This window comes from Bacillus sp. COPE52, assembly GCF_003355115.1.
Lineage (GTDB): Bacteria > Bacillota > Bacilli > Bacillales > Bacillaceae_G > Bacillus_A > Bacillus_A toyonensis.
This window is the reverse complement of sequence record NZ_CP031292.1, coordinates 5,282,773-5,298,355: the sequence shown is the minus strand read 5'-3', so window position 1 is coordinate 5,298,355 and position 15,583 is coordinate 5,282,773. Positions and strand designations below refer to the sequence as shown.

Here is a 15,583-nt window from a genome sequence, read left to right as displayed (position 1 = left end):
TACTTAAAAAATGAGAAAAGCAAGCTATTTGTAGGACACATTCCTACTGATGGCTTGCTTTTTATGTTACAGTAGTGGTAAGACCTATTGTTAGCAAAATGCAAGTTTCCTTAAATCTTCATTAATACTGTGTAGAATACGTTTTGAATTAGGTCATTGTATTGTAAAATAAGAAGTAAGCTACTGTATGGTTTTAGGAATTATATGATAGCTCATCTTCATATGAATGAATAAATTATAGGTAGAAAATAGAGAGAAATCTACTTATTAACGTTTTACTTTATAGGACAGGAGAGAGTACTCGTCGATTATGCAAATAAAAAACCTGTTTCAAAGCAAAGGATTTCAGAGGTTACTCGTATTAGTAATACTTGCTCTCGTGTTATATGGGTTGCAAAGTATGTTGAATTTAATATTAATTACGTTTATTCTTACGTATTTAATGGATCGATTCCAAAAGTTTATTTCTCACAAATTAGATAATTTTATGCCCATTAATCGAAAACTCATTATAGCATTTCTATACGTAATGTTAATTGGTGGAATTGCTATTACACTATTTAAATATTTACCAGTATTAACGATACAAATTTCACAATTGATTTATCAATTTAACGTATTTTTAAGAAATCCACCGGATAGTGAATTGATTAAGTATGCGGTTAATGCTGTCAATCATATGGAACTTTCGAAATATGTAGGACAAGGCGTAGACATTTTGTATAAATCTATTACGAATGTTGGGAAGTTCGGTCTTCAAGTTTTACTTTCTTTAATTTTAAGTTTATTTTTCTTGTTGGAAAAGGCCCGTATCGTTGCTTTTACTGCAAAGTTTAAAGAAAGCAGGCTTGCAATTTTCTATCATGAAATTGAGTACTTCGGAAAGAAATTTGCACGTTCATTTGGAAAAGTAATTGAAGCACAATTTTTAATTGCGGTTGTTAACTGTGTTTTATCTGTTATTGCATTATGGATATTAGGATTTCCACAATTATTAGGTTTAGCGTTAATGATCTTCTTACTTGGTTTAATTCCAGTAGCTGGGGTTATTATTTCGTTATTCCCGCTTTGTATGATTGCTTACAATATCGGCGGTATTATGTACGTTGTTTATATTTTAGTTATCGTAACAGTTATTCATGCACTTGAAAGTTACGTATTGAATCCGAAGTTTATGTCCCAAAAAACAAATTTACCGATTTTTTATACGTTTATGGTATTAATTTTCTCAGAGCACTTTTTAGGTGTGTGGGGACTTATTATCGGTATTCCGATCTTCATTTTCTTATTAGATGTTTTAGATGTAACGAGTGATGAAATGGAGAGGGATATTGAAAAAAATAGAGTGAAGTAAAGAAAAAGTATCGATATTCGATGCTTTTTCTTTTATAACATTATGTTTCTTATGCCATACTGTAAGAAGAATATAGAATAGGGGTGAAATAATGGCTGTAAATGAAAAGATAGAATTGGCTACATTTGCTGGCGGGTGCTTCTGGTGCATGGTTTCGCCATTTGAAGAGATGGAAGGTATTATAAAGGTCGTTTCTGGCTATACAGGTGGTCATAAAGAAGATCCAACCTATAAAGAAGTTTGTTCAGAAACGACGGGACATTATGAAGCGGTACAAATTACATTTGATGCAAATAAAATGCCGTATGAAGAGTTGCTTCAAATATATTGGAGACAGATTGATCCAACTGACGTCGGCGGACAATTCCACGACCGTGGACAGTCTTATGAAACGGTGATTTTTTATCATAATGAAGAACAACAGAAAAAGGCAGAGGCTTCAAAAGAAGAACTTGCGAAGAGTGAGCGATTTTCAAAGCCAATTGCGACAAAAATATTGCCAGCTGCTACATTTTATCCAGCTGAAGAATATCATCAAGGATATCATAAGAAAAATACATTCCGCTATGAGTTATATCGTAAAGGATCGGGACGAGATGCTTTTATTAAGCAACATTGGCCAAAGGATAAAACTCATTTAAAAGAAAAACTCAATGAGATGCAGTTTCATGTAACACAGGAAAACGGTACAGAACCACCATTCCGAAATGAGTATTGGAACCATAAAGAAGAAGGTCTTTATGTAGATATCGTTTCAGGCGAGCCATTGTTTACTTCTATAGATAAATTTGATAGTAGATGTGGCTGGCCGAGCTTTACGAAACCGGTGATGTCAGCTAGTGTGAAAGAAAAAATGGATGTTAGTCATAATATGACGCGCACGGAAGTGAGAAGTAAGGAAGGAGATTCACATCTTGGGCATGTATTTCCAGACGGCCCAGGACCAAATGGCCTTCGTTATTGTATAAATTCAGCAGCTCTTCGATTTATCCCAAAAGGGGAGTTAGAGAAAGAGGGATATGGAGATTGCCTAATCTTGTTTGGAGATAAAAAATAACCTCGCTAATTGCGAGGTTATTTTTTTATTATTTTACTTTTTTCTTTTTAAACTTGCTTAATACTTCATAAACGATTGGAACGATAAGAAGTGTTAATAACGTTGAACTCGTTAATCCACCAATTACAGTTACACCAAGTCCTTTAGAAATTAAGCCGCTGCCTTCAAATCCTAATGCAAGCGGGATAAGAGCCCCGATTGTTGCAATTGCAGTCATTAAAATTGGACGAAGGCGTGTAGCACCAGCTTCTAGTAATGCTTCACGTGTGGATAAACCTTCATTTTCTTTATGAATAACACGGTCAATAAGCACGATTGCGTTTGTTACAACGATACCGATTAACATAAGCGCACCAATCATTGCAGATACACTTAACGTTTCACCAGAGATTAGTAAGGCAACGAGTGCACCAATGATTGTGAATGGTAGCGAGAATAAGATCGCAAATGGTGCAAGGGCACCACCAAATGTAACGACAAGAACGAAGTATACAATGGCAATCGCAGCTAACATCGCTAAGCCAAGTTGTTTGAATGATTCTTGAATATCCTTTGTAACGCCTCCCATAGAAACGTCTACACCAGAAGGAAGATCCATTTTATCTACTTCTTTTTGAACTGCAGCAGATGCTTTTGAAACGTCATCCGATGTTAATTTCGCACTAACTTCTGCATAAACGCGACCATCGCGATGTTTTACTGTGTTAGAAGTTTCACCTTCTTTTACAGTCATCACATCTTTAACAGCAATTTCATTGCCAAGTGGTGTTGTAATTTTTCGATTTGTTAAATCATCGATTGTATCATAATTTTGTTTTTCAGCTTCTACATATACATTTACATCTTTACCGTCTTTTTTAATTGTTGTTAAAATAGGGCGATCATGTTGATTAGAAAGACCCATTCCAATTTGAGCGGCCGTTAGACCCATTTTACTTAGCTTTTCTTGATCTGCTACTAAAGTGTACTCTGCATATGTTTTTGCAATACTAGAGTCTATGTCTTTTAAATCTTTGTTTTTCTTCATGATATTTTGAAGATCTTTTACGACAGGCTTAATGTCTTCCGAGCTATCTCCGTAAACGTATAGTTTAATTTCATTACTACCGCCACTTGCTCCGAAATCTTGGTTTTTCCATTCGCCTTTTCCAGACATCTTTTGTAAATCTTTCACGACTTGTTCTTTTTCTTTTTCAAAGTTTTTCGTATCGTTATCATATTGAACGAAGAACATTGCTTGATTTGATTGACCAGGACTCATTGGGTTTTCGCCACCTAATGAGAATTGAATTGTTTTGACGTCTTTATTATTTTGGAAGTGCTTCTCAGCTTTCGTTGCAATTTTTTCAACGTCTTCTAATGTTTGACCTGGCTCTGGATTGTATGTTGTAATAATCATTTTTTCTTCTTCAGAAGGTAAGAAGCTTACACCGATAATCGGCACAAGTGCGAGACTACCAACTAATAGAAGGACAGCGATACTTGATGTAATGATTTTATGATTTAAAGCCCATGCAAGTATGCGTTTATAACCGTTTGCTAATTTACTTGGTTTCTCTTCATGATGTACTTCTTTTTCTCTCATGCTCTCTTTTTTAAATAAAGAATGAGCTAGCATTGGTACGATTGTAACTGCTACTAGTAACGATGCTAATAAAGCGAAGACGATAGTTAAGGCGAATGGTAAGAACATTTCACCAATCATACCTTTTACAAGTCCAAGAGGTAAGAATACAGCAATGGTTACAATAGTAGAAGACATAATTGGGACAAACATTTCCTTCGTAGCTTCACGAATTAAATCTTTTCCGCGTAGTTTCTCTTCTGATAACGACATACGTCGATAAATATTTTCAATAACAACAATTGAGTCATCGACAACGCGTCCGATAGCGACTGTCATTGCTCCAAGCGTCATAATGTTAAGCGTAATATCCATTTGCTTTATAACTAAAACAGCAATTAATAAAGAAAGTGGTATAGAAACAACAGAGATTAATGTTGTTCGGATATTTCGTAGGAACAACATAATAATAACAATCGCAAAGATAGCCCCGAAAATTGCTTTGCTAAGCATTGTTTCAACTGATTTCTCAATCGGTGCACCTTGGTCGAAGGTTGAGATGATTTCTAAGTCTTTATATTTTTTCTCAAGGTCTTTTACTTTATCTTTCACAGCATTTACAACATCAACCGTATTTGCATCAGCAGCCTTCACAATTTGAATTCCAATGGCTTCTTTTCCATTCGTTCGAGAAATAGATTCTGCTTTCCCAACTTCTTTAATGTCAGCAATTTCGTCTAATGTAACTGTTGGAATTCCATTCATAGCGGCTGGATTCATTTGCGGCGTTTGTGCACCGGCTCCAGCATTTTGATTACCTTGAGCGCTAGGTGCTGAAGGTACAGCTGGGATTTTTAGCTCTTTTAATGCTTTGATTGTTGTAATATTTCCATCTACAATAACTGATTTTTCCGTGTCTTTAAATGTATATAAGCCAAGTGGTAAAGATACATCCGATCCTTTAATCACATTTTTTACAGTATCTTCACTTAAACCTAATTCTTTCATCTTATCTTTCTTGAAAACAAGTTGTACTTCATCTACTTGTTGACCTGAAATTTGAACAGATGCAACACCATCAAGTCCTTTTAATCCTGGAACAACATTTTTTTCTACATTTTCTGTTAACGTAGCTAAAGATTCATTTTTACTTGCTACACTTAACGAAATAACAGGAAAGGCATTAAAGTTTACTCGTGAAACTTTCGGATCTTTTACGCCTTCAGGAAGTTTCACATTCGCGAGAGCTTCTTTAATTTCTGTTTCGGCCTTTTCCATATTTTTATCAAAATCATACTCTACTTGAATAGAAGATGCGTTTTGAAAAGATGATGAACTCACAACGTTTACACCGCTTAAATTTTGCAATTGCTCTTCCATCGGTTTTGAAACTTTGTCAGCTACTTCTTCTGGTGTAGCACCAGGATAAACCGTAGTTACTGTTACAACAGGTGTTGTAATATCAGGAATTGTTTCCAGTTTCATATTAAGCCCAGAATATATCCCTGCAATGGTAACAATAATGGTTAGTAGCCAAACTGCGAACTTATTTTTTAATGAGAAATTGATGATTTTGTTCATGTTTGCGCTCCCTTTATATCGTATTGACCAACTGGTCAGTCTAATACATAATATAACTGACTGATTGGTCAGTAGTCAATGAAAAGAGATGGTATAATAAAATCAAATTCGAGTTTATAATATGATGCGAGATTAAACGTAGGAGAGAAGATATGAAAGAAAAAGAGCGCTTAATTATAGAGATGGCTATGAAGTTATTTGCGACTAAGGGTGTAAATGCGACATCAGTGCAGGAAATTGTGACAGCCTGTGGTATATCTAAGGGAGCTTTTTATTTATACTTTAAATCGAAAGATGAGCTTTTATTAGCAACACTTCGATATTATTATGACAAGATTCAAAATAAAATGATGGATATTGAAAAAGAATCACTATTACCGCGTGAAAAATTTGAAAAACAATTGTGCTGCCAGTTTAATGATATACAAAAGCATAAGGAATTTATTATTATGCATGCGAGGGAAAATGCTATTCCATTTAATAAAGAAGTAGAAGAATTTATGATGCGGATGAAATTGGAATCTCATGCATTTTATCGAAATAGTTTGTTGTCTATTTATGGTGACAAGGTTATGCCGTATTTATTAGATTTAGTAATTATGGTAGAAGGGATCTGCCGTGGATATTTAGAATTAATTATTTTACAAGCGCCAGAAATTGATTTGTCCTATGTATCGGCTTTTATTTTAAAAAGGGTGGATCATTTAGTAGATGGACTTATAGAATCTTCGGAAGAACCTGTTTTACATGAAGAAAGGCTTGGAGAGTTTCTTTGTAAATCAGAGCTTATTAAAGAACAAGTTAAGGAGCATTTTTTAAAAGAAATAATTGTTTTTAAGCGTACATTAGCTGATCAATTAGAAGATGATGAATTACTTATTACGCTAGATGTTTTAGAGGCAGAAATGAGATTGCCAAATCCAAGGGTCCCAGTCATTCAAGGGATGTTGTCTAATTTAGATGTATACCCAAATTTAAAAGAGTTCCGTTTGAGACTTATGGGGTATTACAATATAAAAAGGTAACAATGATAGTTTTCATTGTTACCTTTTTTATTATGCATTCACTTTTTCTTTTTTCTGTGCAGCCTCTTCTTGTTCAATATTGATTGTCTCTTTCACGATATAAATCGGACGGTTTTTACTTTCGTCATAAATACGAGCAATATACTGACCGACGATTCCAAGACCAAGTAACTGAATACCGCTAAAGAATGTAATAGCAACCATAATGGATGCCCAACCTGTTTGAGTACCATCACCGATGATTTTCACAGTAATTGTATACAGCAAGACAATTATAGAAATGAGAACTGATAATAAGCCTAAAGACATAACAATTCGTAACGGTTTTGTCGAAAAGGCAATGATACCATCTGATGCAAATTTAATCATTTTCTTTAATGGATATTTTGTTTCACCAGCAAAACGCTCGTCACGTTCATATTCAACATACGTTTGGCGGAAGCCAACCCAAGACATCATACCGCGAATAAAGCGATTTCGTTCTGTCATTTGATTGAACACATCAGCAACTTTGCGATCGATGATTCGGAAATCACCTGTATCTTTTGGGATATCGATATCAGACATATAGTTTAAGAATTTATAGAAATATTTAGCAGTTAAAAGTTTAAACCAAGTTTCACCTTTACGTTGTTTACGTTTTGCATAAACAACTTCATATCCTTCTTCCCATTTGGCAATAAGCTCAGGAATAACTTCTGGTGGATCTTGTAAATCTGCATCTATAATTACAATAGCGTCACCTTTTGCAGCAGCAATACCCGCTGTAACAGCTACTTGGTGTCCGAAGTTACGTGCAAAATTAACAATTTTTGTACGGTAATCATTTGCTGCAATCTCAGATAAAATGTCCATTGTACGATCTGTACTGCCATCGTTTACAAAGACAAATTCATAATTAATATTATTTTGAAGCATAACGGACTTTAAACGATTATAACATTCCTGTGCTACTTCTTCCTCGAAGTACATAGGAACTACAACCGAAATTAATTTTTCCATGTTGTATCCTCCGTAGTTTTAATAAGTTGCTTAAGTTTAATTGGTAGCCTGTTCAGTTTGGTTGAATGTCCAAATTTTATTAAGGATAAAATTTATAACCATTCCAACACCAATTGCGAAGATTTGTGCAATAAATGCATTAAAGGTAAGTTTATCTACTAATATAAACAAACATAATGTATTAAAAGCCAATACAATTAAATTTACAGTTAGAAACTTAAAGAACATTGACGTGCTTTTATTATTAGGTTTAAACACCCAATTTTTATTCCAATAATAGCTATTGGCAACACCAATTAAATAGGCAATGGTATTCGCAACAAGATAGTTCATCCCGAATTTTAAGAATATCCCAAAACTAATAATTGTAATGAGTGTATTAAAGATTCCTACTAAACCAAACTTTAAGAGTTTTTCCATCATAGTATCCTCATTTTTATAAAATAGAAAATATAGAAAGATTATTCATACATAACAAATACATATTATAACATATTTTATGCTGAAACGTTATTTGTTTTAATTAGGGAAAATATGAAAAGAACGAGCGATATATGTAAAGTCTAGTTATATATATGGTATGATTGATTTAAAATCGACAATTAGAAAAGGTATAGTGTGAGCAAAAAAAATGGGTATTTTAGGTTTTTGGGTAGAAATGAAGGGCCCTACATATTCATTACGTTTTTGTAAAGGAGATACCACTATTCTTATAGTAATGTATAAAGGAGTAAATTGTATTGAACTTATTTTTAAAAGGAATGTCTACTTTCTCTACACGAGCGGTATATATCATATACGGATTTTTTGCTTCGGTATTATTTATTAATTATTTTTCAGATACACAAAAATATAATTACGTAATATTATTAACGGGTGTTTTATTATTATCTATAGTAGGAAGTTTTATCCTTAGAAAAGGCTCGCTGTATCTAGAAAAATTAAATGAAAAAAAATGCTTTTTCGTTTTAGTAATCGTTTGTTTAGCAGTTAAATTAACATGGGTGCTCAGCTATCAAATTCAGCCGTTAGTTGATTATGCTACGTTTTATTATACTGCAGAAGAATTAAGTGAAAGCTTCGTTATTAATAAGAGATACATAGCATTATTTCCACATATTTTTGGTTATGCGTCAGTCTTAAGTATTTTCTTGAAGATATTTGGCTCTAGTTATATGATACCACCTATTTTGAATGTTATCCTAACTACAATATCAATGGGATTAATATATGCTATATCTAGAAAAATTGGTGGGGTAAAAACTGCAATAACAGCAAGTGTTTTATGGATCGCGTTACCTTCGCAAACCATGTATAATATGTTTGCATTGTCAGAGCCGCTCTATTGTACAGTACTGTTGTTGATTTGGATGATTATGATAATCGTTCATGAGAAAATCGCCAATATAAATATAAAAAGATTACTTGTTTATTCCATTTTAATAGCAGCGTTACTTGCATTTATGAATATGGTACGACCAATTGCAGCAGTTCCAATTATAGCTCTAGTGATATGGTTCTTTATTATAGATATAAAGCAAATTGGGAATAAAAAAATATGGTTAAATAAGATAACATATGTAGGGGTTATCGTTGTCGGATACCTTATTTTTTCCTCGGCGATAAATCAGTATATAACATTACGTTTAGGTGAAGAAATAGCATCAACCCCAGGTTATAATATTTATGTAGGATTTAATGAGGAAAGTTCGGGGAAATGGAATAAGCCAGATGCTGAACTATTGTTTTATTATAGTGATAAACCAGGATGGACTGCTGATGATGCTCAACAGAAAATGCTAGAAGAAGCAAAAGAAAGGGTGCAAAGTGGTAATATCGACTTTGTGAAACTATTCTCCGATAAATTCTTTTCGTTTTTAGGTGATGATAGTTCAGCAGTGGACTATGCTGGGCCTGTATTAGATAATATAGTACGATATACTGTAGCATCGAATATGTTTTATTACTTCTTAATTGCTACCTCAATACTAGGTGTATTAGTGGCTATAAAAAATAAAAATAAATCTTCTCTATTTATTATTTGCTTATTTGCAATAGGGCTAACAATGGCACAGTTGTTAGTAGAAGTGGCATCAAGATATCATTATTCAGCTACAATATCAATGGTAATCTTGGCTGCTTTTGGTATAAATCATGCTTTCAATAAAAAAGAGAATATAGATATAAACGAAAAGGCATGAGTTCGGTATTGTACCGGGCTCATGCCTTTTTATTCGGTTTTAATTTGTTTTGATGATTAAAACCTTACTGTATTTTATACTTTTGAGGTTTTTCTATTTGATATAAATCGATAGCATAAATATAGCCCATAGCTTTGAATGATTATAAAGCTAGGCATGATGAAGTATCGATATCTTGTTTGGTATTCGATTAAGAAATGAACAGTTACGTAACCAATTATTAATAATAAAAATAGTGTGTAATGCGTGTTGTTTTGCTTAGTCAATATGAGATAAAGAAGTGCTAATGTACTGAATAGCATAGATGTAGTATATATATACTTTTCATATTTCGTAAGGTCGTCTTTTAAAGTAATCATATCATTATCTGTGTTCCCAAGTGTTAGTAGACTCCATACTGGGGCGGAGTCGTACTCTGCCCACATGAGTATGAACTTATCACCAAATAACGATAAAACCTTTTGTGGATCAGCTAATCGTTCTTGAATCAGTTTCTTTTCAGCAGCTTTTCGTTCTTCGCCAATCTCAAGGGACATAATATATTCCGCATCTGCTGCAGAATAGCCACCTTTTGTTTCGTGATTAAATCCTACTGTAAACTTCCAGAGAGGATCACGGTTAGATAGTGGATATTGTGTAATTCCCGCAGATATAAACGAATAACTTATAATGTAATGAACAAGGTAAAATACAACGAAAATCCCACAAAGTTTTTTTATAGAAGTGAAAATATCTTGCTTTGATTTCCCTAACATACCGTGTAAAAAGACATAAATAGTTACTGCAATCAAGATTATACCACCAAGCGGACGCATGATGTCCCCTAAGGAAAGTGAAACTCCTATAAAAATCCACATATATTTATGGCTTAATCCTTTTGTAATTAATAAATAAAATCCAAGGTAAAATAGGAACGTGGCAAGATGTTGATTTGTTAGGACTGAGCTCAGCACAATACTTGGGATATATACTGCATATAGTAATCCAGCCACGCGTCCGGACCACTCATTAAATATGTGAGAAGTTATTTTGTAAACGAGAAATGTTGTTCCAGTGCAATAGAATACATTTAAGAGCTTTAGAAGGAAGGTTCCTTCACCAAATAAATTAACAATAAAAGCTTCGTACATTGTAAATCCAAGTTGATAAACCCACGAAGTATAATATATGCTTTGAGCAAAACTAAAATCTCCTTTAGTCGCTTGCAAAGCACCATTGTACATCATACCAAAATCTGATTCGACAGGAGTTTGGATATTAAGAATCCAGATTAATCGAATAGAGAAAGCTAAAATGATAAGTGAAATGGCAAACATTAATTTTGACATATATTTATTGGAAATATAGCCAATTAGTAAAAATAAAATCCCTATTAGAATAATACTTGGGATTATAATAAGTAAACGAGTGTTGGCTTGTTCTCTAACTACATATACTGAGTGCCATGTAATAGCTCCAGAAATAATGAGACATAGCACTAACAATGATTTCACAAAAAATGTATTGAGTTTTAGAAAAAATGAACTTTGCATTATAATTAAAAACTCCTTATTGAATTTTATGGCTATTTCAAGGAAAAATCCCTTTACACACTAAGTGGTGGTGTAAAGGGATGATTTCAGGTGATTAAGAATTTTCTTGGGCCCATTTTTCTACATCCCAAGTTTTTGTTATCCAATCTTCATAAAAATCGGGTTCGTGGCATACAAGAAGAATTGTTCCTTTATATGCTTTCATCGCCTTTTTTAGTTCCTCTTTTGCTGTAACATCAAGGTGGTTCGTCGGCTCGTCAAATAGTAACCAGTTGCTGTCTTCTCCCATTAGCTTACATAAACGAACCTTTGCTTGTTCACCACCGCTTAATTGGTTCAGTGGACGAGAAATATGTTCATTTTTCAAACCGCATTTTGCTAGCATTGCACGTACTTGGTGTTGGTCCATGCTAGGGAATGTATTCCAAACATCATCAATTGGTGTTATATTATCAGCTTTTACTTCTTGTTCGAAGTATGATGGATTTAAGAAGTCACCAAGACTTGTTTTTCCGCTTAATGGTTTGATCTTACCTAAAATTGTCTTTAATAGTGTTGACTTACCGACCCCATTACATCCAACGATTGCAATTTTTTCACCACGTTCGATTGTCATCGTTAATTTTGGTAATAACGGATGTGTATATCCAATCTCTACATTTTCTCCTTCAAAGACGAATCGGCTACTTGCACGACTCTCTTTAAATGAGAATTCAGGTTTAATTGCTGTTTCAGGACGATCGATACGTTCCATACGATCGAGTTGTTTTTGACGACTCTTTGCACGACCTGTCGTTGAGTAGCGAGCCTTATTTTTCGCAATAAAATCTTCTTGTTTTTTAATAAATTCTTTTTGTTTTTCGTAAGCATTAATATGTTGGTTTTTATTAATTTCCGCAAGTTCTAGGAATTTTTCATATGTCGCTGTATAACGCGTCATTTTTGTAAACTCTAGATGGAAAATAATATCGACACATTTATTCATAAATTCCGTATCATGGGAAATTAATAGGAATGCATGTGGATATTCTTTTAAATAATTTGTTAACCAATGAATATGTTCAACGTCTAGATAGTTGGTAGGTTCATCTAATAGTAATACTTCTGGTTGTTCAAGTAGTAATTTTGCAAGTAACACTTTTGTACGTTGTCCACCACTTAATGCGGCAACATCACGATCTAAACCAATTGCGTCAATTCCAAGACCACGCGCTGCTTCCTCAATTTTCATATCTAATAAATAGAAACCCCCTGCTTCAAGAGCATCTTGTATTTCTGCCATTTGCTCAAGAAGCTCTTCTAATTCTTCAGGTGTAGCAGTTCCCATTTTTTCTGTAACTTCATTTAAAGCTTTTTCTTGTTCAAATAAAGGTAAAAACGCATCTGCTAATATGTCACGAATTGTGCGGCCAGGTGTTAAAATTGTATGTTGGTCTAAGTAACCATAATTTGTACCAGGTGTCCATTCAACTCGGCCTTCATCATGGATAAGTTGACCAGTAATTATATTCATAAATGTTGATTTACCAACACCGTTTGCTCCAACTAATCCAACGTGTTCTCCTGCGAGTAAGCGCATGGATACATCTTTAAATAATGTACGATCACCAAATGTATGGCCTAATTTTTCAACAGTTAATAAGCTCATAATGTCCTCCGTTCAATTCTAAATAGTGTCTTGAATCATGATACTAAATTCTTCGATATAATGCTATCATTTCAAAAATGTATAATTTTTCAAATAAGTAGTTGCATTATTTTGGAAAAAATATATAATATAATTGAACAGTGGTTAATTAAATCGTGAGGTATAAAAAATGTCGCCAAGAAGAGCAGTCAAACAAGAGTTAACAAGAGAAATGATTATGAACGTAGCAAGAAATTTATTTGTACAACAGGGATATCAGCACACTTCAATGCGTAAAATTGCGACGGAACTAGGGTATAGCCATGGTTCAATTTATTACCATTTTAAAAATAAAGCTGAACTTTTTTATGCGATGGTAGAACAAGACTTTCAATTGTTAAATGAAAAGTTAGATGAAATTAGTAAAAGAAACTTATCTCGAGAAGAGCAGTTAAAAGCAGTTTTATTTGGTTTTATAGAGTTTGGTTTGAAAAATCAAAGTCATTATGAAATTATGTTTTTAATTAAAAACGATGAGTTAAAGGAATGTTTGGCAGACGGCCCAAATGTTAGTTATGAAAAATTTGCAAAGGTTGTTTTTTCTTTATGTAATAAAAAAATAGATACAATGACGATATGGTCTGTCTTTTTATCATTACATGGGTTTGTCGCACATTATTGCGGAAGTGGGCAAACATTTGAAGAATTAAAGGGGCTTGCTCAAGTGCATGTAGAGTTTATTTCAAAATCGCTTCTAATGTAGGTGATTTTCTTTTTGTTATTAATTGAACAGTGGTTAATTAATTAGAGGGGGAACTTATGATGAGAAAAGCGTTAGTACTGGGAGCATCAGGAGCAATGGGATATGCGATTACAAAGGAGTTATGTAATAGAGGGATTGATGTAGTTGCCTTTGCAAGAAATAAGGAGAAGTTGGAGAATTTATTTCAAGGAGAGGAACATATACAAACAGTAGCAGGAGATGTATTTGTAAAAGAGGATATAATAGATGCGGCGAAAGGTGTAGATGTTATATTCCATGCTGTAAATATCCCATATTCAGATTGGGAAAAGAAGCAACATAAACTATTAAGAAACATATTGGAAGTAGCAAAAGAGAGTGATAGTAAGTTAGGGATCGTTGATAATATTTATGCATATGGAAGGCAAAATCAAAGGCTGGTTAAAGAAGATGCTGAAAAGAATCCTCATACGAAGAAGGGGAAAATACGATTACAACTTGAAGCGATGGCAAAGCAGAGTAGCGTCAAAATGTTTATTGCTCATTTTCCTGATTTTTACGGTCCAAATGCGGAAAGCACACTTGTTCATCATACTTTACATGGCGTACTTGCAAATAAAGTGTCTAGCTTTGTTGGAGATAAGAGAATTGCACGCGAGTATATTTTTACGCCAGATGGTGCAAAAGCGATGGTTGAATTAGCGTTATGTGAGGAGGCTTATGGACAACAGTGGAACATACCAGGTTGCGGTGTCATTACCGGAGAAGAGATGATGCAATATATACGCGAATTGACGGGATATACAAAACAAGTTATGACCGTAAAAAGAGGAATAATAAAGTTAATGGGTTTATTTGATAAGAAGATGAAAGAATATGTAGAAATGCTCTATTTGACAGAAAAACCGGTTGTATTAAGTGGAGAAAAATATGAAATGCTCATTGGGAAAGTACCTAAAACATCTTATCGCGAAGGATTAGAGGAAACAATCTTATCTATGCAAAAGAAATAAAAGGTGTAACCATTTCATAGAAATGGTTACACCTTTTTCATATGAGTTTATTTTAAATATCCACGAATAATCCCGCGTAAACGATTTGCATGGAATTTACGTTTATCATTAGAAATATTTTGTGTCATACGGAATGTGGCAGCAGCAATAGCACGTAAGAAATAAGGGAATCCATAATGTAAGCGAATCACTCTGCCAAAACCGCCAGCATAAGAAATGGCACGTTTTAATGATTGTTCATTTATAACTTCTTCTTTTACAGGATGGTATACGAACAGATCTTTTCTAAATAAACCAGTGTGGTCTTTTTTCATACCGCGTAGAACAAAGTCGGTTTCTTCACCAGCTCCATAAATCGTTCCAGAGCCAACACCTAAATCCTCGTCGAATGTACCTACATCTTGTACAAATTGTTTTGTAAAGAATAGTGTAAAAGATGGACCTAAAAATCCATATTTGTTATTAAGAATAATGTCTGTATTAGGTGCAAGTATTAAAGAACCAGTTCCTTCAACATTAGTAGTGTTTGTTGATATAAACTGAACATCGTTATTAGAGTTGAAAGTTTCTAATATACTTTCTAAAACATTTGTTTCATAAATACAATCGTCATCTGGAAAAGCGATGATATCGCCATCCGCTACTTTTAATCCAGTATTTCGAGCTCTAGATAACCCTTTAATAGGTGTATAAATGTAGTTAATAGAAAATTTTTCTTTATATTCATCAAAGAGATCCGAGATTGGAGTATCATTTTGATCTACTACGATGAGTTCAAAGTTTTGGTAAGTTTGTTTTTCAAGTGATTTTAGTAAGTCAAGAATATCATCACGTCTGCCACAAGTAGCCATGATTAAAGAGAATTTCAATTTTAACAGCTCCTTT

General features: G+C 33.7%; 12 protein-coding genes. 6 read left to right on the top strand and 6 right to left on the bottom strand.

Features of this window, described 5'->3' with window-relative positions; genetic code table 11:
• The first annotated feature begins 310 nt into the window (after positions 1–310).
• Positions 311–1,354 carry an AI-2E family transporter gene (locus DPQ31_RS26855; protein ID WP_001166005.1) on the top strand — a complete coding sequence of 348 codons (1,044 nt, stop codon included), beginning with the start codon at positions 311–313 and terminating at the stop codon, positions 1,352–1,354.
• 91 nt (positions 1,355–1,445) lie between these two features.
• On the top strand, positions 1,446–2,411 hold the full coding sequence (gene msrB, locus DPQ31_RS26850; protein ID WP_208731249.1) for a peptide-methionine (R)-S-oxide reductase MsrB: 966 nt from the start codon (positions 1,446–1,448) through the stop codon (positions 2,409–2,411).
• A 28-nt stretch (positions 2,412–2,439) separates the two neighbouring features.
• Here the strand turns inward: msrB and DPQ31_RS26845 are convergent, their stop codons facing one another.
• Complete coding sequence (locus DPQ31_RS26845) at positions 2,440–5,556, bottom strand: efflux RND transporter permease subunit (protein ID WP_001033525.1); 3,117 nt, start codon at positions 5,554–5,556, stop codon at positions 2,440–2,442.
• Positions 5,557–5,708: 152 nt separating this feature from the next.
• Here DPQ31_RS26845 and DPQ31_RS26840 point away from each other — a divergent pair, with 152 nt between their 5' ends.
• The gene (locus DPQ31_RS26840) at positions 5,709–6,581 is read left to right on the top strand and encodes a TetR/AcrR family transcriptional regulator (RefSeq protein ID WP_000659604.1); all 873 of its coding nucleotides are present in this window, start codon (positions 5,709–5,711) and stop codon (positions 6,579–6,581) included.
• A 30-nt stretch (positions 6,582–6,611) separates the two neighbouring features.
• Here the strand turns inward: DPQ31_RS26840 and DPQ31_RS26835 are convergent, their stop codons facing one another.
• On the bottom strand, positions 6,612–7,583 hold the full coding sequence (locus DPQ31_RS26835; protein WP_000413116.1) for a glycosyltransferase family 2 protein: 972 nt from the start codon (positions 7,581–7,583) through the stop codon (positions 6,612–6,614).
• 36 nt (positions 7,584–7,619) lie between these two features.
• Entirely contained in the window at positions 7,620–8,003 is a 384-nt protein-coding gene (locus DPQ31_RS26830; protein WP_033663127.1) for a GtrA family protein, read from the bottom strand.
• 320 nt (positions 8,004–8,323) lie between these two features.
• Here DPQ31_RS26830 and DPQ31_RS26825 point away from each other — a divergent pair, with 320 nt between their 5' ends.
• Entirely contained in the window at positions 8,324–9,784 is a 1,461-nt protein-coding gene (locus tag DPQ31_RS26825; RefSeq protein ID WP_001048187.1) for a glycosyltransferase family 39 protein, read from the top strand.
• 74 nt (positions 9,785–9,858) lie between these two features.
• Here DPQ31_RS26825 and DPQ31_RS26820 read toward each other — a convergent pair whose 3' ends face one another.
• A complete protein-coding gene (locus DPQ31_RS26820; protein ID WP_087968800.1) occupies positions 9,859–11,316 on the bottom strand; it encodes a glycosyltransferase family 39 protein in 1,458 nt (485 codons plus the stop codon).
• Between the two features lie 94 nt (positions 11,317–11,410).
• Positions 11,411–12,964 (bottom strand): ABC-F family ATP-binding cassette domain-containing protein, encoded by a 1,554-nt coding sequence (locus DPQ31_RS26815; protein ID WP_000055386.1) that lies wholly within the window; start codon positions 12,962–12,964, stop codon positions 11,411–11,413.
• A 169-nt stretch (positions 12,965–13,133) separates the two neighbouring features.
• Between DPQ31_RS26815 and DPQ31_RS26810 the strand changes: the two genes are divergently transcribed.
• Both DPQ31_RS26810 and DPQ31_RS26805 read left to right on the top strand, forming a co-directional pair.
• Positions 13,134–13,706 carry a TetR/AcrR family transcriptional regulator gene (locus tag DPQ31_RS26810; protein WP_016107332.1) on the top strand — a complete coding sequence of 191 codons (573 nt, stop codon included), beginning with the start codon at positions 13,134–13,136 and terminating at the stop codon, positions 13,704–13,706.
• 56 nt (positions 13,707–13,762) lie between these two features.
• Positions 13,763–14,698 carry an SDR family NAD(P)-dependent oxidoreductase gene (locus DPQ31_RS26805; protein WP_208731248.1) on the top strand — a complete coding sequence of 312 codons (936 nt, stop codon included), beginning with the start codon at positions 13,763–13,765 and terminating at the stop codon, positions 14,696–14,698.
• A 47-nt stretch (positions 14,699–14,745) separates the two neighbouring features.
• On the opposite strand, the gene DPQ31_RS26800 is transcribed toward DPQ31_RS26805, so the two are convergent.
• The gene (locus DPQ31_RS26800; protein ID WP_098710709.1) at positions 14,746–15,567 is read right to left on the bottom strand and encodes a glycosyltransferase family 2 protein; all 822 of its coding nucleotides are present in this window, start codon (positions 15,565–15,567) and stop codon (positions 14,746–14,748) included.
• Between the last annotated feature and the right edge of the window lie 16 nt (positions 15,568–15,583).